This is a genomic window from Mucilaginibacter sp. A3364 (assembly GCF_059690715.1).
In genome coordinates, this window is sequence record NZ_JCAWED010000003.1 from 255,147 (window position 1) to 274,531 (window position 19,385).

General features: G+C 43.4%; 22 protein-coding genes. 8 read left to right on the forward strand and 14 right to left on the reverse strand.

The window, feature by feature from the left end:
- Positions 1 to 33: 33 nt before the first annotated feature.
- Both AC59JT_RS19425 and AC59JT_RS19430 read left to right on the forward strand, forming a co-directional pair.
- Positions 34 to 1,290, forward strand: a complete 1,257-nt coding sequence (locus tag AC59JT_RS19425; RefSeq protein ID WP_497402242.1) for a pyridoxal phosphate-dependent aminotransferase — start codon at positions 34 to 36, stop codon at positions 1,288 to 1,290.
- A gap of 84 nt (positions 1,291 to 1,374) precedes the next feature.
- Positions 1,375 to 1,548, forward strand: a complete 174-nt coding sequence (locus AC59JT_RS19430) for a hypothetical protein (RefSeq protein WP_497402244.1) — start codon at positions 1,375 to 1,377, stop codon at positions 1,546 to 1,548.
- An 82-nt stretch (positions 1,549 to 1,630) separates the two neighbouring features.
- Here AC59JT_RS19430 and AC59JT_RS19435 read toward each other — a convergent pair whose 3' ends face one another.
- Together AC59JT_RS19435 and AC59JT_RS19440 are read right to left on the reverse strand one after the other, a co-directional pair.
- Positions 1,631 to 1,822 carry a cold-shock protein gene (locus AC59JT_RS19435; RefSeq protein ID WP_497402246.1) on the reverse strand — a complete coding sequence of 64 codons (192 nt, stop codon included), beginning with the start codon at positions 1,820 to 1,822 and terminating at the stop codon, positions 1,631 to 1,633.
- Between the two features lie 76 nt (positions 1,823 to 1,898).
- On the reverse strand, positions 1,899 to 2,324 hold the full coding sequence (locus tag AC59JT_RS19440) for a PH domain-containing protein (protein ID WP_497402247.1): 426 nt from the start codon (positions 2,322 to 2,324) through the stop codon (positions 1,899 to 1,901).
- Between the two features lie 138 nt (positions 2,325 to 2,462).
- Here AC59JT_RS19440 and AC59JT_RS19445 point away from each other — a divergent pair, with 138 nt between their 5' ends.
- Both AC59JT_RS19445 and AC59JT_RS19450 read left to right on the forward strand, forming a co-directional pair.
- Positions 2,463 to 3,179, forward strand: coding sequence for an SAM-dependent methyltransferase (locus tag AC59JT_RS19445; RefSeq protein ID WP_497402249.1), 717 nt, complete (start codon positions 2,463 to 2,465; stop codon positions 3,177 to 3,179).
- Positions 3,180 to 4,787 carry an FAD-dependent monooxygenase gene (locus AC59JT_RS19450; RefSeq protein WP_497402251.1) on the forward strand — a complete coding sequence of 536 codons (1,608 nt, stop codon included), beginning with the start codon at positions 3,180 to 3,182 and terminating at the stop codon, positions 4,785 to 4,787. It begins immediately after the preceding gene.
- On the opposite strand, the gene AC59JT_RS19455 is transcribed toward AC59JT_RS19450, so the two are convergent.
- The 8 genes from AC59JT_RS19455 to AC59JT_RS19490 form a co-directional block, all read right to left on the reverse strand.
- Positions 4,780 to 6,708: a T9SS type B sorting domain-containing protein gene (locus tag AC59JT_RS19455; protein WP_497402253.1), complete on the reverse strand. Its 1,929-nt coding sequence runs from the start codon at positions 6,706 to 6,708 to the stop codon at positions 4,780 to 4,782. The two genes, AC59JT_RS19450 and AC59JT_RS19455, sit on opposite strands and share 8 nt — an antisense overlap.
- Positions 6,709 to 6,847: 139 nt before the next feature.
- A complete protein-coding gene (locus tag AC59JT_RS19460) occupies positions 6,848 to 7,384 on the reverse strand; it encodes a hypothetical protein (RefSeq protein ID WP_497402255.1) in 537 nt (178 codons plus the stop codon).
- A gap of 11 nt (positions 7,385 to 7,395) precedes the next feature.
- Positions 7,396 to 8,142 (reverse strand): intradiol ring-cleavage dioxygenase, encoded by a 747-nt coding sequence (locus AC59JT_RS19465; protein WP_497402257.1) that lies wholly within the window; start codon positions 8,140 to 8,142, stop codon positions 7,396 to 7,398.
- A 98-nt stretch (positions 8,143 to 8,240) separates the two neighbouring features.
- On the reverse strand, positions 8,241 to 8,942 hold the full coding sequence (locus AC59JT_RS19470; RefSeq protein WP_497402259.1) for a LytR/AlgR family response regulator transcription factor: 702 nt from the start codon (positions 8,940 to 8,942) through the stop codon (positions 8,241 to 8,243).
- A 12-nt stretch (positions 8,943 to 8,954) separates the two neighbouring features.
- Positions 8,955 to 9,554 carry a MiaE family protein gene (locus AC59JT_RS19475; protein ID WP_497402261.1) on the reverse strand — a complete coding sequence of 200 codons (600 nt, stop codon included), beginning with the start codon at positions 9,552 to 9,554 and terminating at the stop codon, positions 8,955 to 8,957.
- 45 nt (positions 9,555 to 9,599) lie between these two features.
- Entirely contained in the window at positions 9,600 to 10,172 is a 573-nt protein-coding gene (nadD, locus tag AC59JT_RS19480) for a nicotinate (nicotinamide) nucleotide adenylyltransferase (protein ID WP_497402263.1), read from the reverse strand.
- Between the two features lie 45 nt (positions 10,173 to 10,217).
- Positions 10,218 to 10,787, reverse strand: a complete 570-nt coding sequence (gene gmk, locus AC59JT_RS19485) for a guanylate kinase (protein WP_497402265.1) — start codon at positions 10,785 to 10,787, stop codon at positions 10,218 to 10,220.
- A gap of 80 nt (positions 10,788 to 10,867) precedes the next feature.
- Positions 10,868 to 11,746 (reverse strand): YicC/YloC family endoribonuclease, encoded by an 879-nt coding sequence (locus AC59JT_RS19490; RefSeq protein ID WP_497402267.1) that lies wholly within the window; start codon positions 11,744 to 11,746, stop codon positions 10,868 to 10,870.
- Positions 11,747 to 11,944: 198 nt separating this feature from the next.
- On the opposite strand from AC59JT_RS19490, the gene AC59JT_RS19495 reads away from it, so the two are divergent.
- Positions 11,945 to 12,688, forward strand: coding sequence for a hypothetical protein (locus tag AC59JT_RS19495; protein WP_497402269.1), 744 nt, complete (start codon positions 11,945 to 11,947; stop codon positions 12,686 to 12,688).
- Here the strand turns inward: AC59JT_RS19495 and rnc are convergent.
- From rnc to AC59JT_RS19510, 3 genes are read right to left on the reverse strand one after another with little or no spacing between them, the layout of a single operon-like run.
- On the reverse strand, positions 12,685 to 13,410 hold the full coding sequence (gene rnc / locus AC59JT_RS19500; protein WP_497402271.1) for a ribonuclease III: 726 nt from the start codon (positions 13,408 to 13,410) through the stop codon (positions 12,685 to 12,687). The two genes, AC59JT_RS19495 and rnc, sit on opposite strands and share 4 nt — an antisense overlap.
- Before the next feature lie 6 nt (positions 13,411 to 13,416).
- Positions 13,417 to 14,670 (reverse strand): beta-ketoacyl-ACP synthase II, encoded by a 1,254-nt coding sequence (fabF, locus tag AC59JT_RS19505; protein WP_497402273.1) that lies wholly within the window; start codon positions 14,668 to 14,670, stop codon positions 13,417 to 13,419.
- Between the two features lie 26 nt (positions 14,671 to 14,696).
- Positions 14,697 to 14,933, reverse strand: a complete 237-nt coding sequence (locus tag AC59JT_RS19510) for an acyl carrier protein (protein WP_031266521.1) — start codon at positions 14,931 to 14,933, stop codon at positions 14,697 to 14,699.
- A gap of 151 nt (positions 14,934 to 15,084) precedes the next feature.
- Here AC59JT_RS19510 and AC59JT_RS19515 point away from each other — a divergent pair, with 151 nt between their 5' ends.
- From AC59JT_RS19515 to AC59JT_RS19525, 3 genes are all read left to right on the forward strand, one after another.
- Positions 15,085 to 15,504 carry an IPExxxVDY family protein gene (locus tag AC59JT_RS19515; protein ID WP_497402275.1) on the forward strand — a complete coding sequence of 140 codons (420 nt, stop codon included), beginning with the start codon at positions 15,085 to 15,087 and terminating at the stop codon, positions 15,502 to 15,504.
- 65 nt (positions 15,505 to 15,569) lie between these two features.
- Entirely contained in the window at positions 15,570 to 17,006 is a 1,437-nt protein-coding gene (pyk, locus tag AC59JT_RS19520; RefSeq protein ID WP_497402277.1) for a pyruvate kinase, read from the forward strand.
- A gap of 419 nt (positions 17,007 to 17,425) precedes the next feature.
- Positions 17,426 to 18,736, forward strand: a complete 1,311-nt coding sequence (locus AC59JT_RS19525; RefSeq protein ID WP_497402279.1) for a BamA/TamA family outer membrane protein — start codon at positions 17,426 to 17,428, stop codon at positions 18,734 to 18,736.
- 72 nt (positions 18,737 to 18,808) lie between these two features.
- Here AC59JT_RS19525 and AC59JT_RS19530 read toward each other — a convergent pair whose 3' ends face one another.
- Positions 18,809 to 19,246: an SPW repeat domain-containing protein gene (locus AC59JT_RS19530; RefSeq protein WP_497402281.1), complete on the reverse strand. Its 438-nt coding sequence runs from the start codon at positions 19,244 to 19,246 to the stop codon at positions 18,809 to 18,811.
- Positions 19,247 to 19,385: the final 139 nt, after the last annotated feature.

Below are 19,385 nucleotides of genomic sequence, written 5' to 3' on the forward strand. Positions count from 1 at the left end.
TTTAACCTTTACCCTTTTAGCTTAAATAATAATATGAAAGTATCTGCACTAGCCGAGAACCTGCGCGGTTCGGAAATCATCAAAATTGCCGGCGAAATAAATGAGTTAAAACGCCAGGGTCAAAACATTGCTAACCTAACCATTGGCGATTACGACTCGAACATATATCCTATCCCCGACGAATTAAAACAAGGTATAGTTGATGCCTATGCGCAAAACCAAACTAACTATCCGCCTGCTGATGGTGTGTTAGCCTTGCGCGAAAGTGTATCAGTATTTTTAAATAAACGTTTGGGTTTAGATTATAAAGCTAACCAGATATTGATCTCGGGCGGTTCACGTCCCTTGATCTATTCAACCTACCTAGCTGTTGTTGACGAGGGCGACAAAGTAGTTTTCCCTGCACCGTCATGGAACAATAACCACTACTGCGACCTGCTGAAAGCTGAAGGCGTTATGGTGCAAACCAAGCCCGAGAATAACTTTATGCCTACGGCCGATGAGCTGCGCCCGCATATTAAAGGCGCTACCTTATTGGCGCTTTGCTCTCCGCTTAACCCTACCGGGACAATGTTTCACAAAGAGGATCTGGAAGCCATCTGCGACCTGGTGATCGAAGAGAACAAAACCCGTACAGCTGATCAAAAACCATTATACTTTTTGTACGATCAGATCTACTCGCAATTAACATTTGGTGATAACCAGCATTTCGACCCGGTTACTCTGCGCCCCGAGTTAAAGGATTACGTAATATTTATTGACGGCGCTTCAAAATGCTTCGCCGCTACAGGCGTGCGTGTGGGCTGGGGTTTCGGTCCTGCCGGTATTATCGACAACATGAAGGCTATTGTGGGCCACATGGGTGCCTGGTCGCCAAAAGCTGAGCAGGTTGCTATGGCCAAATATATTTTGGATGATGCACTGGTTGATACTTACCTGGATACCTTAAAGTCGCGTGTGCAAGCCAGTTTGAATGCTTTGCACAATGGCTTCCAGCAATTAAAGGCAGAAGGCTTCGCGATAGATAGTATTGCCCCGATGGGAGCTATTTACCTAACGCTTAAAATTGATTACGCGGGCAAAACCACACCTGATGGTATCGTGTTGAAAGACTCAGCCGACATTAACTTCTATTTGATAAAAGAAGCTAAAATTGCCTTTGTGCCGTTCTCGGCATTTGGTACCGGCGAGGATGTGAACTGGTTCAGGGCATCAGTAGGCGCGTGTACTTTTGAGGATATTGAAGCAGCCATTCCGCGCATAAAAACGGCGCTTGCTAAATTGAAGTAAACTGTTTGAGTAACAATAATTAATAGTAGGATAACTTTTACAACAAAAGGTTATCCTATTTTTATTTAGCAAAATTTTAAATGTATGGCTGTAGCAGTAAATTATTGGTGGGCCGCCGTTATTGTGGTACTTTCCATACTATTGATCATTTGGTTTATTAAACGCAACCGCAAGGACGAAAAAACCTTTGAGAAGGAGATGATCCAATCAGAGATCAAGCCGGAAAAGCATGACGATGATCAGGAGGTAAAACCTTAATCGCACCGGCAAGCCCTTAAAGCAAAAAAGCACCTGCCTTTTGGGCAAATGCTTTTTTGTTACGAAATAGATAAATATAGTATTAAACTAATTTTACGTTTGTCGCGTTTAGGCCTTTTCTGCCATTCTCAACTTCGTAAGTAACCTTGTCGTTTTCACGAATTTGGTCAGTTAAGCCGGTTGAGTGAACAAAAACTTCAGCACCACCTTCGTCAGGTACAATAAAGCCGAATCCTTTTGTTACGTTAAAAAATTTTACAGTTCCTGTTGCCATTGTAATTATATTGTTATTGATGTTAATTTGTGCAAGGTAATGTAAATAATCGGGAATCAAAGTTATTTCTAAAATTTTAGATAGCTTTTTCAGCCAGCCGTACCTCAATATCTGGGTTGATAATTTTAAGGGCGGCAATAAATTCTATTTTGTTTGGGGGCGATATAACAATGCTGTCATATTTACCATAAAACAGTTCTATCCTATCCATTGACAGCGCCGGTGCGCCTAACATGGTATGAGTTTCGGTGATGTGTGTGATCTGATAGATGTCAATAGTTTCATTCACCAAAAAACCACTTTTAACACGCAGTTGGGTACCGGCAATAGTATAGGCGGTGGTTAAGTACATGTGAGCCAGGAACGCAAATATAGGTATAGCTACCACAAGGTCGCTCAATTCGCGACGCATAAACATGTAAGCCAGCAAGCCTATTATTAGTAAAGCTACAGGGATAAATATATACGGACTTACTTTGGTGCGGTAAACTTGCGATTGCATGATATCAGTCTGTAAATCAAAAGCATATTAAATCTACAACAAATAATTAACAAAACAAATAATGCAACGGTTAGGCTAAATTGATGATGTAAATATATAGCATGCCTGTTTCTGCGCAAAAATGAGCAATTTTGCAACATGCCTCACGGAACGCTTTTTTTAATACCCGTGCCGCTTGCGGACAACGCTACGGCCAAAACTTTTACCCCTTACCTGGTTGATACCATTAATCAGATCAAGGAATACATTGTTGAGAACGAAAAAACCGCGCGTCGTTTTTTAAAAGAAGCCGGCCTAAAAACCCCGCAAAGCGAATTACTGATACATGACTACGGCAAGCACAATCGCGACCGCGCCAACATGCACGAGTTTTTTAAAAACCTGATGACAGGTACCAACGTGGGCCTCATGAGCGAAGCCGGCTGCCCCGGCATAGCCGACCCTGGTGCCGATGTGGTTGCCGAAGCGCATAAACGTGGCATCAAGGTGGTACCACTGGTTGGGCCAAGTTCTATTTTGCTGGCGCTAATGGCATCCGGCTTTAACGGGCAGAGTTTTGCCTTCCAGGGCTACCTGCCTATTGATAAAGTTGAAAGAACTAAACGCGTACGCGAACTGGAAAACATGGCCGACAGGTTTAACCAAACCCAGATATTTATCGAAACGCCTTTCCGCAATAACCCCTTGCTGGAAGAATTGCTGAAGACAGCAAACGCCAAAACCAAGCTGTGCATTGCCTGCAACTTAACCGCCGCCGATGAATTTGTACAAACCAAAACCATCGCCGAATGGCAAAAAAAGGTACCCGACCTGCATAAAAAGCCAACCATATTTTTATTATCGCGTTCATTATAAGTGATACTTGCCCAACAACATACCCAGGTTTTAATAGTAGGCGCCGGCCCATCGGGACTAATGATGGCGGCACAATTATTAAGGCACGGTGTAATGCCTGTTATTATTGATAGCAAGCAAGGGCCAACCAACAAGTCTAAGGCGCTGGCGGTGCAGGCTCGCTCGCTTGAAATATATCGGCAGCTGGGTATTGTAGATCGTGCATTACAGGGCGGCAAACAGGCCGACGGTATGGTTCTTTATCAAAACGGCAAGCAGGCAACGTCAATTTCATTGACCGATGTTGGGCGACAACAAACGCCATTTCCCTTTGTGCATTTGTACCAGCAAAGCAAAAACGAACGCTTACTACTAGATTTCCTGACGCAAAACTGCTGCCCGGTCTACTGGGATACAACCTTATTGTCATTAAAACAAAATGTTCAACAAGCAGAAGTGGAGTTGCAATCCGCCGGCGAACGGGTAACTATCACCTGCGAATACGTGATTGGTGCCGATGGAGCCCACAGTGCGGTACGCAAGCAATTAAACATTCCGTTTACCGGCGATACATATGCCAATGAATTTTTCCTGGCGGATGTAGAATTGGATAACGAGCAGCTAACCGGCAAGCAAGTAGCTTTATATAGGGGTAAGGCGAAGATGGCAGCATTCTTTCCCTTGCCTGAGCATAACAGTTATCGCATAATTGGCAATCTGCCCCCGGCGTACGAGGGTAAACCTGATCTGCAGTTAGGGGAGTTGCTCCCACATTTAAACGCCCTAACCGGCATGCCTACGACGGTGGTGCATGAAAACTGGTTCACTACCTATAAGCTGCACCACCGCATGGCCGATAAATTCAGGCAAGAGCGTTGCTTTTTAATTGGCGATGCCGCGCACATACACTCGCCGGTTGGCGGGCAGGGCATGAATACCGGTTTGCAGGATGCCTATAACCTGGGTTGGAAACTGGCAGGCGTAGTTAACGGTCAGTTGCAGAAAAGCATCCTGGATAGCTATGCTGCCGAGCGCATGCCTGTTGCCAAAACGCTACTGAACACAACTGACAAACTGTTCAAAATGATCATATCAACCAATTGGTTTATCGTATTTTTTAATAAATGGATAATGCCGAAAGCTACCGAGTTGGTATGGCGGAGCGAAAGCCTGCGCGCGGCTTTTTTTAAACGGGTAGCGCAGATCAACATATCCTATCGCGACAGCAAAATAAACCTGCACCTAAGCAATGCCAAAAATATTAAAGCCGGCGACAGGCTGCCCTACCTGAAAGTGTTTGACGAAAAGAAGCAGGAATACACCGATCTGCACGAATGGTGCAGCAAACCTGGCCTTACACTAATTGTGTTGGGCAAGTTAAAGGAACTCGACCTATTTACCGTTGCCAAATGGATAACCCAGAACTACGGTAATAATATTAACTTTTTTTACCTCCCGCCATCAGCCAAAAATCAGGAGACCTTCGACATGTTTGAAGTAGCGAAGGATAAAAAGAAAGCCCTCATCATCAGGCCCGATATGCACATTGGTTTACTGAATGATGTGGTGGATATTGATATGATGGATAACTACTTAACCGCCGTACTGGGCCTGGTAAAAACTATTTAAGCAGGCTTATCCAACCGGCAAACCTCTTGTTTTCAACTCCCAGATCAATTACATAGTAATAAGTGCCTGTCGGGAGATCATGGTTATTGTACTTACCCTGCCAGGCCTGTGGGTACCCAATGCTTTTAAACAGTAAAGTACCACTACGGTTAAATATTTGCGTAACCGAGTTTTTGTAGGTGTTTAAGCCGGTAATATCCCAACTGTCGTTCACGTTATCGCCGTTGGGGGTAAATGTGTTGGGGATACTTACCTGCTGATAAACCGTTATGGTCATAGCACTTGTTACGTCATTACCACAATGCGTAGCATCGGCGGCAGCGTGCAGCGTATACGTAGTCGTTTCGGTTGGCTTAGCCGTAGGGGTTAGCGATGTTGTGCTGCTTAACGCCGCCAGTCCCGAAGCCGGAACCGCCGTCCAATAAAAATTGCTTGAATTACTTTTACCATCAATAGTAACGGCAGGCTGGCCGATAAAGAAAACTTTATTGCTGCCCGCGCTAGCCGTTGGGTTGGTACTTACTTTAATAGGAACCGTAGCCGTGTTACTACATCCGTCGGCATTACTTACCGTAACGGTATATGTTATATCTGTTTTAGCTGTGAATGTTGGATTAGCAACCGTGGCCGATGACAGGCCCGTGGCAGGCGACCAGGAATAAGATGCCCCGCCCGATGCAGTAAGACTAACTACTTCTCCTTCGCATGGATAACTATTACTGGTACTGGCATTGGCGCTAGGCATAGGGCTTACATTCACTTGTACAGGCATAGTCAGCTGGCAGCCATTGGCAACAACTGTAAGGGTATAGGTACCCGAAGCTGCCGTAGTTACATTGGCTATACTCGGGCTTTGAACTGTAGAATTAAAGCCATTTGGCCCAACCCAGTTATACGATGAGCCTGCAGGCGCAGTAAGATTTAAAGTGGTGCCGGCACATACCGGCGAATTTGATGAAGCCGTTGCTGTAGGCGGCGAATTAACCGTTAGCGTAACCACGTTAGATGCCACCCTACAGGCAGCCGAGCTGATGTTAGACGCCAGTGCCGACGTTACCCTGTACTTGTAAATACCGGCAACGGTAGATGAATAAAAATTATAGGTTGACGCGGTAGCTCCGGCAATATCCGTCCATAGATTGCCTGAGCTAAGGTATTGCCATTGCAAGGCATAGCCTGCGGGCGTGTTGGTACTTAACGTATATTGCTTTGAATTATCGGTGCATGCAGCTTCGGACGTAATACTGGCGTTACCGCTAAAACTGGATGTTAGGTTAGGGCCGTAGGGACTGAAAGTAATATCATCAATCGCCAAATCATTAGCCGGCGCTCCCCCATTGCTGTTATTGGTCATGATAACTACCACTTCGTTAGTACCCGCAGGTAGCGTAAAGTTAAATTTATGCTGCACCCAAACCGGGCCGCCATTGGTTCGGGCTACGGTGCCTGTGTTTTGAGGCGCAACCAGGTTTACGCCACCGGTTGTTTGCAGTGAAACGGTAATATTTGGCGGGCTGATGTCGTTACTGCGCAACAGGTTCACTATCCAAAAGCTGAACTGGTAATCGGTATTATCGCATAGCCCGCTTACTGTTTTCTTATAAAAATAATCTGTTTTTGATAGGCTGGCGTTTACCACCATCATGTAACCGCCCGCGTTACCGGTATGATCTGTCGTTGACCACCAAACGTTGCCCGAACCCGCGGTGCTGTTTTCGATAGTGTACGACCCATCTGTAGGGAAATCTGCCGATGAATAGCTGTAGCTGGTAATACCGGCTGGTAACGCGCCGCCATGCGTTGCAGTACCTGCGCCAAAATCAAGGCTTACCAGCGGGTCGCCCAGGCTTTGGGCCTGGCAACAAACACCGATTAAACTTATTAGCAGTAATAAAAAAATATGTTTAGTTAAGCAAGCCATAATTAAACAATACTTTTGAAATAAGATAAGCGCTCCGGAACCTTAAAACCGAAGCGCCATCTATGTGACCAGCCATTCATGAAACCAACCTCTCCTTCTCATGCCCTGCCGGCTGATCTATCTGTATTTAGGGGTGCTCTTAATTATCGTTGATGTGCATTGGTCGCTCTTCTAGCCGTAGTTGCTGATATTCGCTAATGGTTAAATTAGGCTGCATCTTTAAAATAAACGTATCTACAAGTTCGCCGGGTACAATTTCTCCTTTGGCAAGCAACAAATACTCGCCAATAATATTGATCAGCGATAAAGTATCCGTGGTATAATTTACAGCCAGTTTATGGGCCGTACGGTCCGTTATGTCCGATTCTATCAGCTCGAACTTTGCTTCGGCAAACTCAATACTGCGCTCCATGCTGTCGACGATACCGGGGATCTTGTTCTTGAAAAAATCAACAAAATGCCCCGCCCCGAAACTTATTTTATAATGCAGGGAATTTGCCCTGCCATCATTTGCCTTTAAATCGGTAAACGTTTTAAATCGCCCTTCAGGATTATAAGCCTGCGATTTCATCAGGAACTCATCATATGATGCATGAAATATATTGCGTTCGATATCGCCTGTCGACGAAGCGTCTATCACCTGGCGATAAACTAGTTTTACTAATGCCTTTGCCATCATCTATCTTGTTAAAGTGCCAAACCAATTGTGTAAGCGCCGGTATAACCTGCAGCTACGCTACCAACCAGTGATAAGGTCTCGTTAGCCAGATCACTGGCTGAGTTGCCCAATATACCATCGGCCATATTGCTCATGGTATTTTTACCATGAGCAGCATACAGGCTTGAAACATGTACTTCGTTAGATATGGTTTCAGAAAACGCCATTTGGCCGGTTTTTTTCATCACCCCGTTTATAAAAACCTCGAAGTGTATGTGGGTAGCCCTGCCGCTGTACCAGCCCGGGTAAATAGTAGCAAACTTTACCAAGCCATTGGCATCGCTGGTTTGGTAGCCGCGCAGCCAGGTTTTGCCCACGTAACTTTGCGTTCCTAATACGCTGTTTTGGTTGCCGTAGCCCGAGTAGTAGCCATCTTTATTACAATGCCATATATCCACGCGTGCGTTTGGCACTACATTACAGTTGGCGCTCACGTTAACAACTACCAAATTAAGGGTTAAAGGGACGCCTGTCTGGCCATCGGTAATGTCTATTCTGTTTAGTGGGTTGGTTATTTCGCCGCCTACGTATGGGTATGGGCCTTCAACTTCGTTTGGCGACGTTACACAAGCGCCGTTTGCTGATGTGGTGGTGGTTCCGCCTGTAGTTGTAGTGGCGCCTTCGGCGATATTTGTATCTTTTTTACAAGCCGCCAGCACCATGGGGCCTGCAGCCGCTGCAGCCACAAATGCCCTTATAAAATTCTTCCTCTCCATAACCTCTAGTTTAAATTATAAGCCAAAGGTGTAGATAGTTTTAAAGGTGTTATAACAAGTATCGGCGAATAGACTTTTTTTGTCGATAAACAAAAAAGCTAACTATGCGCCCATTCTTTCACAAAATCAGCATAGCTGTCGCTGATAGGAAGTTGGATATTGCTTAGATAAACTTTACGATTTTGGATAGACCGAACCTTATCAACCGCCACGGCATAGCTGCGATGGATGCGTTTAAATTTATCAGTCGGGAGTTTCTCCAACACCTTTTTTAAAGGCATCAGGGTAAGAACGGGCTTACTACCTTCCAACAAATGGATTTTGATATAATCCTCCATACTTTCTATATACTCTATTTCCTGCAGGTTTATTTTAACCATGCGATATTCTGAGTATACATACAGGCTGTCTTCGGCGATTTCTTTTTTGCTGTTGTGTTTGTATCGGTAGTAGTCCAAAGCCTTGTCTACAGCCTTGGCAAAGCGTTCAAAATCAACGGGCTTTAACAGATAGTCAATAGCCTCCAGCTCATAACCCTCGAAGGCGAACTTTTTGTAGGCGGTTATAAAAATAACCATGGGCTTGTGGGTTAATGAGCGAACCAGGTCAATGCCGGTAATGTCCGGCATTTCTACATCCACAAATAGTAGATCCACCTCGTGATTGTTGAGATATTCGGCACCGGTTATGGCATCCTCAAATGTATTCACCATGTTTAACGACGGCACCCGCAACGCGTATTTTTTTATCAGCGTTAGGGCCAGCGGCTCATCATCAATAGCAATACATTTTAACTGCATAAGCGGGCTTGCTTAACCGTGAATAGTTTCGTTTTTACCGTAGTTTTTAACTACCTGGGCCTCGTAGGATAAAAAGTCTTTCCAGCGGGCATCCACATCAATATTAACCGCGTGCTTTTTTGCCAGGTTAATAAACATGGTATAATGTGTGGCTTCGCTGATCATCAATTCATGATAAAACTCAGACAGCTGTTTATCATTAATATTTTCAGACAATACTTTAAAACGCTCGCAACTCCTCGCCTCCACCATTGCCGAAAACAATAACCTGTCTATCAGCTGCGCTTCGCGACCGCCACCTACGATGATAAACTTACGTAATTCGTTCACGTAATCATCCTTACGCTCTTTACCTAACACGTAACCACGTTCAATAATGATTTGGTGTACGCGTTTAAAATGATCCATTTCCTCTTGCACCAGGTCGGTCATCTGTTGTACCAGGTCGCTAAGGTTGGGGTTTTGTACGATGAGGGTGATTGCGTTACTGGCAGCTTTCTGTTCGCAGTAGGCGTGGTCAATCAGTAATTCTTCAATATTACTTTCTACCACGTTTTTAACCCAAAGCGGGTCGGTAGGGAGTTGTAGTTTTAGTATTGTTTTTTCGCTCACGGGGCAAAGATAAGCGTTATTGGTCGTCGGTAAAAGCGGAGGCTATTATCTATACAAACTCTTACTCTCAATAAACTTTAAAACCGCGTCGGGTACGAAATATTGCACGTTCTTTTTCTCGGCTATGGATTTACGGATGAAGGTGGCAGACAGCTCCATCTGCGGGGTCATAGTAATAGTTACGGATGGATGCGAGGCCAGTTCGGCATTTTCATACCCGGGGCGGGGATAAACAAATATGCGGTGATCGCGCAGAATGAGTTTGTAATTCTTCCATTTAGGGAGGGTTACCAAATTATCCGAACCCATAATAAGGGCAAAATCATGCTGCGGATATTTTTCTTTAAGGTGGGCCAGCGTATCAATGGTGTACGATGGTTGCGGCAGCTTTAACTCTACATCGCTTACCTCAATGTTGCTGGCATTATCGGTAGCCAGGCGGGCCATTTCCAGGCGATCATAGGTACTTATCAGGTCGCCGTATTTTTTTAGCGGGTTTTGGGGCGATACCACCAGCCAAACTTTATCCAGTTCGGTATGGTTGGCCAAATAGTTGGCGATAATAAGGTGACCTATATGAATAGGATTAAACGAACCGAATAGTAGTCCTATTTTCATAATGATTGCGGGAAGTTGTGATCAGTTAAAAAGCCGGCAATTAATTTATTTCGCCAGGAAGTTTTTAACCAATTCCTCAGCTTCGTTACATGCTGTTTGAAGATCGTGATTTTTGAGTATAATATCAAATTTTGGCGCGTAATTCAGTTCCTTTTCGGCTTTTTCAAAACGTTCGGCCAGTTTTTCGGCACTATCGGTACCGCGGCCGGTAAGGCGTTCTTTCAAAACTTCAAGCGATGGGGGCTGTACAAATATGGCTAAGGCGCTACCATCATACTTACGCTTAAGGTGCAGGCCACCTTCAACATCAATATCAAAAATTACGGTTTTGCCTTCGGCCCATATGCGCTCAATCTCCGAGCGCAGGGTGCCGTAGAAAGTGCCCGAATAAACCTCCTCAAACTCAACAAACTGCTTTTTGGCTATCTGGTGCAAAAACTCCTCTTTGCTTATAAAGTAGTAAGCTTTATTATTCTCTTCATCGCCGCGGGGCTGACGCGTGGTAGCCGATATTGAAAACTCCAGTTCAGGAAACTTAGTAAGCAAGTGCTTTACAATAGTTGTTTTACCCGCGCCGGATGGGGCTGAAAATATAATAAGTTTTCCTTCTTCCATTTATTTGTTGGAAAGTTGGAAAGTTGGTAGGTTGTAAAGTTGTGTCGCTTAAAACATTTCAACTTTAAAACCTTACAACCTTACAACACATTTAATAATTGTTCTTTAATTTTCTCCAGTTCTTCCTTCATGCCTACTACCAGCTTTTGAATGTTGGCATCGTTGGCTTTTGAGCCCAGGGTATTTATCTCGCGACCTATCTCCTGCGATATGAAACCCAGCTTTTTACCGTTTGCGTCAGCATTTTTCAGGGTCTCTAAAAAGTATTCGCAGTGGGTTTTCAAGCGCACTTTTTCTTCTGTAATATCCAGCTTATCAATAAAATAGATCAGCTCCTGCTCAAAGCGGTTTTGATCTACTACCTCACGACCAACAGCGTCTGCCAGCAACTGGTTAAGGCGTTCTTTTATTACAGGCACACGTTTAGGTTCTTCAACCTCTACCAGCGCCAGGTTTTCTAGAATAATAGCTATGCGTTGTTTAACTTCCAGCTCCAACACATCGCCTTCAGCGCCTCTAAACTGTTGGAAGGCAGTCATGGCTTCGTTAAATGTATTATAAACAGCTTTCCACTCATCTTCTGATACAGTTTCCTCGGCATACTTAACTACTTCGGGTAAACCCAGCGCCAACTGTAGTAAGTTGCTGGTAGGCTCATTTAAGCTTACGCTAACCGCTTTCAGTTTATCGTAATATTCTTTTAGTAAATCAGCATCAATGCCTGCAGCCTTAGCAGTGGTACCGCCGGTTTGCTCTACCGTTATAGATAAGTTTACCTTGCCGCGTTCTATTTGCTTACTGCAATCGGTACGCAGTTGAAATTCTTTTTCAGAAAATGCTTTTGGAAGACGCAGGCTAAGCTCAAGGAACTTACTGTTAAGCGATTTTATCTCGACCGTATACTTGGTATTACCCGAATCGAAACTGGCTATGCCATATCCTGTCATGGATTTTATCATGCGCAAAGATAATATTTTTGACGGTTAGCGGTTAATGATTAAGGTATGAAGATTAAAGATTGAAGATTAAGGTTAGTTGCTACACACACTAATTAAACTTCAGTAACTAATCTTTGATCTTTAACAATCAATCTTTAACCCTCAAACAATTAACATTTTTTTACATTTGCAGCCAATTACAATACGTAATTTTATAGTTTGAGATCATTATTTATATATAGCCGCATTACCCTGCTAATACTGTTTTGCTTTTGCTGTACCTTGGGTGCATCTGCGCAAAAGTTATTTACCGTTACCGGTGTAGTTTTTCGCAAAAGCACGCAAGATCGTGTAGCTAAAGCCATCATTCAAAACATCACCCGTAAAACAGTTACCGGCAGTGATGACCTTGGAACCTTCAGGATACAGGCCGCCGCCGGAGATAGTTTGCTGATTAAGAAAGTAGATTTTGCAACCCAAACCATCGCCATCGTAAATGACGATCTGCTATCGGTATACCTGCAACCTGTTATTGTTTTAAACGAAGTAAAGATTAACGAAGCCAGTAAACGCGAAGAACTGGCTGATGCTTTGAACGATTACAAAAAGAACGGTCAGTTTTATACTACGCGCCCAAGCGTGGGCTCGGTTATAGCGTCACCTCTTTCGGGATTATATAGTTTGTTTGGCAAATCTGCCGCAAATGCGCGCCGGTTTCAACAATATTCGGAGGATGAATTAGAGCAGCAGGAAATAAGAAGGCGTTACAACAAGCCGCTGATTAAAAAAACCACCGGTATGCCCGACGAGGATCTGGATCATTTTATACTAAACTTCAGTCCTACTTTAGAGAATATTAAAGTATGGAGCGATTATGATATCATTAACTACATCAAACGCTCGTACGAGTATTTTAAGGTTAACAAAGCGACATTGAGATCGCAAAAACTGAAAGTTGATTAAATACCTAAGGTTTCGCAGGCTTTTTCGGCAGCCAGCTTTTCGGCATTTTTCTTACTAAACTCCTTGCCCATACCCATTACTTCGCCATCAATACTGGCTTGTACGGTAAACAGCTTAACATTTTCGCCATCGGCATTCTCAATCAGGTCGAAAGAAATATCGCGGCTATGGCGCTGGCACCATTCAATTAGCTTGCTCTTGAAATTAGTTTCGGTTTGCTCAAGCGTGTGGATATCAATATGGGCCTTGATGATCTGGTTCACCAAAAAATTCTTGGTAAAATCATAACCTTTATCCAGGTACACCGCGCCTACCAACGCCTCAAAAGCGTCGCCCAATAATGAGCCTTGCCTTGACGAACCCAGCACGCGGCTATCATACTCTATCAATTGCTCAAAACCTAGTTTTCGCGCCAGCTGATTAAGGTTGACCCGGCTTACAATTTTTGATCGAAGCTCGGTTAAAAAACCCTCATCTTCAAACGGATACAGTTTAAAAAGCACTTCGGCAACAACGCTGCCCAATACGGCATCACCCAAAAACTCCAGGCGTTCGTTGCTGTTTTTTACACCTTTTTTTACGTTTTGCGCTACCGATTTATGGCGGAAAGCCATACGGTATAAAGACAAATTGCCCGGTACGAAACCGAGCAAATTCTTTAGTACTTTAACGTATTTACGGTGTGGAGATAAGTAGAGCTTATATAACCGGCTAACAGGCATCCAGTATTAATCTTCGTATTTTTTGAATATTACAGACGCGTTGTGGCCACCAAAACCAAAGCCGTTACTTTGTACTGCCCTTATCTCGCGTTTTTGCGCGGTGTTAAAGGTGAAATTAATTTTAGGATCAAACGTCGGATCGTCTGTAAAGTGATTAATAGTTGGTGGTACAATACCATGGTTTAAAGCCAATATTGATGCAATAGCTTCAACCGCGCCGGCAGCACCTAAAAGGTGACCTGTCATTGATTTGGTTGAGCTTACGTTGATACGATAAATATCATCGCCGTAAACATCCTGTATTGCTTTAACTTCCTGCGGATCGCCAATTGGGGTTGACGTGCCGTGTACGTTTACATAATCAATATCTGATGGTTGCATACCTGCATCCTCCAGCGCGGCGCGCATTACGTTTGCAGCACCAAGGCCATCAGGGTGTGGCGCCGTCATGTGGTAAGCATCGGCACTCATGCCGCCGCCCATCATTTCGGCATAAATTTTTGCTCCGCGTGCTTTAGCGTGCTCCAGTTCTTCCAAAATAATGGTACCGGCACCTTCACCTGCCACGAAACCGTCGCGGTCAAGATCAAACGGGCGCGATGCCGTTTGCGGATCATCATTACGTACAGACAGGGCGTGCATAGCATTAAATCCACCGATACCGGCTTCATTAATTATCGCTTCAGAACCACCGCTTATAAACATGTTAGCTTTACCCAAACGGATATAGTTGAATGAATCTATCAGCGAGTTGTTTGATGATGCACAGGCAGAAACTGTTGTGAAATTTGGCCCTCGTAAACCGTATTTAATAGAGATATGGCCGGGGGCGATATCAGCTATCATTTTCGGGATAAAGAATGGGTTAAAGCGTGGTGTACCATCGCCTTTGGCAAAAGCCATTACCTCGTCCAAAAAAGTTTTTAACCCACCGATTCCTGATCCCCAGATGACGCCTATGCGGCTGGTATCCAGTTTTGAAAAATCAAGTCCGGCATCTTTAACGGCCTCCTCTGTAGAATAAAGAGCATACTGCACAAACTGATCCAGTTTGCGCGCATCTTTTCTGCCCAAAAATGCATCGGCGTCAAAGTTTTTTACTTCGCACGCAAATTTGGTTTTGAACAGCGTGGTGTCAAAACTCTTAATTAAGGCAGCGCCACTCACCCCATTGATCAAACCGTTCCAGTAATCTGAAACGCTGTTACCAATTGGAGTAAGTGCGCCTAAGCCCGTTACTACAACTCTTTTAAACCCCATTTAATGTGTATTAAATTAAGGAGAGCTTATTTAACGTTTTTTTCAAGGTAAGCTACTGCTTGACCTACTGTGCCGATAGTCTCAGCCTGATCGTCAGGGATAGCCACATTAAATTCTTTTTCAAACTCCATGATCAGTTCCACGGTGTCTAAAGAGTCAGCACCAAGGTCGTTGGTGAAGCTAGCCTCAGGTGTAACTTCAGATTCGTCAACACCTAATTTTTCAACGATAATAGCTTTTACTCTTGAAGCGATATCAGACATAGTAATATAGTTTAATGATTAATAATTTCAGTGCAAAGAAAAATAAAATCTATCAAATATCAAATCTAAAACTTTTTAGATAGATGAGTAACAAATTTTATTTCCAAAGGTTTCAATATTGTATTTTTACCGGCGGCAAATGTAAACATATTTGAATAAGAAATTTTTAAAGTTTGAGATTGATTTAGATTTTGTGCTTATAGCAGTAACAACGTCGCTAAAAGATTATCGAATTTGTTACCTGATAAACAAGCATTTAAATTTTAATTTTGTACGAACGGCTGATCTTGAGGTTGATATTCACCAGGGTGCCGAAGCGTCGTTTTTTTCGTTTTTTACCTATAATTGGGAAGCCAGCGAGACTGATTTTTATTTTATTGGCAATAAAGGCAGCGACGCGTACCTGATTCCGGAGATGAAAAAAGCAGATTATTTTTTTATGATCAAAAATTATATTGATGATTCTGACCTTGAAAACTTAGTATCAGCACTTAACCGCATACCCGAAATTGTGGCGGCGGTAAAGATTGATCCAAAAAAGATAAAATCACGGGAAAATCTGCTATTTTAGCGCCCGATTTGTAAGAAGTTTATATCCTCCCAAATAAACGCTCAATTGTACAGTAAAAGATAATTATGAATATACCTTATAACAGAACTAAGATTGTTGCTACCATGGGGCCTGCCTCGGCACCCAAAGAAACTTTGTTGGCTATGATAAAGGCCGGTGTAAATGTATGCCGCCTTAACTTTTCGCACGGAAAACCCGAAGATCACAAGAAATTTGTTGACCTGATAAGGGAAATTAATGCCGAGCACAAAACCAACGTAGCTATCCTGGCCGATTTACAGGGACCAAAAATCCGTATTGGCCTGGTTAAAGATGGCGGCATTCACTTAGTTAACGGCGCAAAAATTAACATCACCACTAAAGAATTGATTGGTGATGACAACCAGATATACATTACTTACGAAGCCTTCCCACAGGATGTACAGGCTGACGAGATAATTTTGCTGGATGACGGTAAAATACAAATGCGCGTTATTGAAACCAACCGCGTTGATACCGTTGTTTGCGAAGTAGTTCACGGTGGTATTTTAACTTCACGTAAAGGTGTTAACCTGCCGGCTACCAAAGTTTCTATACCAAGCTTAACCGAAGAAGACCTGGCCAACCTGCACTACGCTTTAGAGTGGGACCTGGATTGGATCGGTCTTTCATTCGTTCGTAATGCTGACGATATTACCGAGCTTAAGCAAGTTATCGCCCGCAGCGGTAAAGCAGCCAAAGTAATTGCTAAAATTGAAAAGCCTGAGGCTATTGAAAACATTGACGCTATTATTGAAGCTACCGACGGCGTAATGGTTGCCCGTGGCGATCTGGGTGTTGAGTTGCCTTTAGAGGAAGTTCCGTTACTGCAAAAAATGATAGCCCGCAAATGTCGCGCGGCTTCAAAACCGGTTATTGTTGCTACCCAGATGTTGGAATCAATGATCACAACCCCGCGCCCAACCCGTGCCGAGGTGAATGACGTTGCAAACTCTGTACTGGATGGTGCCGATGCGGTGATGCTAAGCGGCGAAACTTCGGTTGGTGAGTTCCCGCTGATCGTTATCGAGACCATGGCTAAAATTGTAGGTAACGTTGAGCAATTAGGTTATCCTTTCCATGCCGAAAAAGACAGCAAAGTAGATCCTAGCGTTCCTGAATCACTTAGCGACGCGGTTTGCGGTTCGGCAGTTTACCTGGCGGAACATACTAAAGCTAAAGGAATTGTATCAATGACTACTTCAGGTTACACTGCTTACGAAATATCAAGCTACCGCCCTGAGGCACGTACTTTTATCTTTACCTCAAACAAGCATTTGCTTAACTCGTTGAGCTTACTTTGGGGCGTACGTACTTTTTACTACGATAAAACAGAAAGTACTGACCAAACCATCGCCGATGTTAACGCTATATTGAAAGCCGAAGGCCTTATTGCCGAAGGCGATGTGGTAATTAACACCGCGGCTGTGCCAATTGTTAAACATGGCAAAACCAACATGCTTAAAGTAACGGTTATTGAATAATCAGCTTTAGCTTAAAATAATAAAGGCCCTTGATGTAATCAGGGGCCTTTTCTTTTTTATTGGCTAATTAATAGATCTGCGCGTTGCAGATCTCACGGTATAGTTTATCCTTACTACCAAACCAATAATCCCAACAAATTTCAACTACACTCATAATATTTAGTTTTAGTTATTTTTTTTGACTATCCGGCTACACCGAAGGTTTAATTACAATTACCTGCTAAAGCGGCAAATTGTTTTCCTGGCGGATAATATTCTCATTCACAGAATATTGCTTTTTATTTTACCTGCCATTGCTTATTAAGCAAGCTTATCCCTATCAGTTGTTAATTGTATCATTAATGTTACTCTTGGTTTGTATTTTACATTTCTATGACTATATTGCAGTTGATTAAACCTGATTTTAATTGAATAAAAATGTGTGGAAGTATACTCTTACAGTATACATGGTGCTGGCTTGCACCGGGATTTTAATGGCTCAGGAGCGGGAAGACTCGCCGGAAACCCTGCGCAAACAAAAAGACGCGAAAGAAGTGATCAGCTCAATTTTCAGCAAGAAAAAAGCTGCCACTGATACCGTAGTCAAAAAACACTCTAATGCCTCTACCCTGCCTTCTGCCGGCTTTAACCCCAGTGTGGGTTTTGCGGTGGGTGTAACATCAACCGTAGGTAAGGTGTTTGGCAATCCCAAAACAACAACCATGTCGGTACTCAATGCCAATGCCTACTTATCAACCAAAGGCCTGGCGAATTTTGAGTTTAAAAACAATATCTACACCAGTAACGATGGTTACAACCTGCAGGGTAACGTGCAGGTTGGCAAAACGGTTGCGCTTGATTATGGCGTAGGTACCGGTCGCCCGGTGCGTGGCGAGGGTAGCTTTTCTATCGACGGTTTGCCTTTGGCAAATAATGAGGATATTTTCCCTATAAAATATTCATACATCAAAATATCAGAACGTATATATAAAGAGATATTTCCGCATGTGTATGCCGGCGCTGGTGTGATGTTTAATATTTACCATGACATTGATGATGAGCGACGCATAGGACCGAATATGTTTTCGCACAATTTCAGGTACAGCGTTATAAACGGATTTAACACCCATGGCTACTCGGCCAACGGCTTACTGTTTAACCTGCAATATAACTCGCGCGATCATATTAACCGCCCTTACGAAGGCATATATGCCGATGTGGTATTGCGCACCAACGAAAAATGGATGGGTAGCGATGCTACCGCTTTACAGTTAAAAACCGAGTTTAGAAAATACTGGAGCTTATCCCGTGTAAACAAAGAGCATGTGCTGGCTTTCTGGTATTGGAGCTGTTTCCACCTTAAGGGTAAGATACCTTATATGGAGCTGCCAGGCACCGGCAGCGATGCTGCTAACCGCATGGGCAGGGGTTATACTATTGGCCGTTTTAAAGGCCTGTCGTACATGTTTAGCGAGGCTGAGTACCGTTTCCCGGTAACAAAGAATAAATTGATCAGCGGTGTGCTTTTTGCAAATGCCCAATCGGCCAGTAACAACCGGCCTAACAATCCTAATATGCCGGCAGGCAGCAATAACCGCAATGTTAACGTAACAGAATATGTTGAACCCGGTGGCGGTGCGGGCCTGCGCCTGCTGTTTAACAAGTATACCCGCTCAAACCTATGTATTGACTATGCCGTAGGTAAATATGGCTCAAAAGGTATATTTATAGGCCTGAACGAAGTTTTCTAAACCAAAACATGATGCAACAAAAAAGGGGGCAATTAAATTGCCCCCTTTTTTATTATATCTTATGGAAAGATCTTAGTGATCTAATCTGCCTTCATGCGAATCTGTAGACCAAATACCAGCCTCGCGAAGTGGCGCGCGGTCAGCCTCTGACAATAATGGCGAGCCTTTGGTAAAGATACCGGCCAGGAAGAACAAGCTACCCAGTAAAAGTTGTGGCCAGAATACGTACTGCGAATAAGCAAATACAAAAGGCGACATTAACAGGAATGAGCCGCCCAATACATCAAGCACGTGGTGCATTTGCATAGGGAATATTTTGATCAAACCGTGGTTGCTATTGCTAAAAATAGCCATAATTAACTGCAACCATCCAAATACTAAAGGTAAAAAGAATGAGGCGTGACCAACGTGGAAGTGTTCAAAATCAAACAACCATGGTGATGCCATTAATGTTATAGCGCCAAGGTAATTGATAACACCGTAAAAACTTTTTGAAATAAATGGTTTCATGTTTAGTAATTATTTGCTTTTCAGTGGCCAAAATTAATAATTTATACTCAACTAAGGTGCCAAATCCGTAAAAAAGTTTGCATAAAAAATAATGCCCCGCAAATAAGTTATCTGCAGGGCATACATTGTATAATGGTTA

Coding starts and splice junctions, on each gene's coding strand:
- AC59JT_RS19425 (WP_497402242.1), top strand. CDS start 34: ATGAAAGTATCTGCACTAGCCGAGAACCTGCGCGGTTCGGAAATCATC.
- AC59JT_RS19530 (WP_497402281.1), bottom strand. CDS start 19,246: ATGAAACCATTTATTTCAAAAAGTTTTTACGGTGTTATCAATTACCTT.
- AC59JT_RS19460 (WP_497402255.1), bottom strand. CDS start 7,384: ATGGCAAAGGCATTAGTAAAACTAGTTTATCGCCAGGTGATAGACGCT.
- pyk (WP_497402277.1), top strand. CDS start 15,570: ATGAATATACCTTATAACAGAACTAAGATTGTTGCTACCATGGGGCCT.
- gmk (WP_497402265.1), bottom strand. CDS start 10,787: ATGGAAGAAGGAAAACTTATTATATTTTCAGCCCCATCCGGCGCGGGT.
- nadD (WP_497402263.1), bottom strand. CDS start 10,172: ATGAAAATAGGACTACTATTCGGTTCGTTTAATCCTATTCATATAGGT.
- AC59JT_RS19455 (WP_497402253.1), bottom strand. CDS start 6,708: ATGGCTTGCTTAACTAAACATATTTTTTTATTACTGCTAATAAGTTTA.
- rnc (WP_497402271.1), bottom strand. CDS start 13,410: ATGCCTGTTAGCCGGTTATATAAGCTCTACTTATCTCCACACCGTAAA.
- AC59JT_RS19435 (WP_497402246.1), bottom strand. CDS start 1,822: ATGGCAACAGGAACTGTAAAATTTTTTAACGTAACAAAAGGATTCGGC.
- AC59JT_RS19470 (WP_497402259.1), bottom strand. CDS start 8,942: ATGCAGTTAAAATGTATTGCTATTGATGATGAGCCGCTGGCCCTAACG.
- AC59JT_RS19465 (WP_497402257.1), bottom strand. CDS start 8,142: ATGGAGAGGAAGAATTTTATAAGGGCATTTGTGGCTGCAGCGGCTGCA.
- fabF (WP_497402273.1), bottom strand. CDS start 14,670: ATGGGGTTTAAAAGAGTTGTAGTAACGGGCTTAGGCGCACTTACTCCA.
- AC59JT_RS19490 (WP_497402267.1), bottom strand. CDS start 11,746: ATGATAAAATCCATGACAGGATATGGCATAGCCAGTTTCGATTCGGGT.
- AC59JT_RS19510 (WP_031266521.1), bottom strand. CDS start 14,933: ATGTCTGATATCGCTTCAAGAGTAAAAGCTATTATCGTTGAAAAATTA.
- AC59JT_RS19440 (WP_497402247.1), bottom strand. CDS start 2,324: ATGCAATCGCAAGTTTACCGCACCAAAGTAAGTCCGTATATATTTATC.
- AC59JT_RS19430 (WP_497402244.1), top strand. CDS start 1,375: ATGGCTGTAGCAGTAAATTATTGGTGGGCCGCCGTTATTGTGGTACTT.
- AC59JT_RS19445 (WP_497402249.1), top strand. CDS start 2,463: ATGCCTCACGGAACGCTTTTTTTAATACCCGTGCCGCTTGCGGACAAC.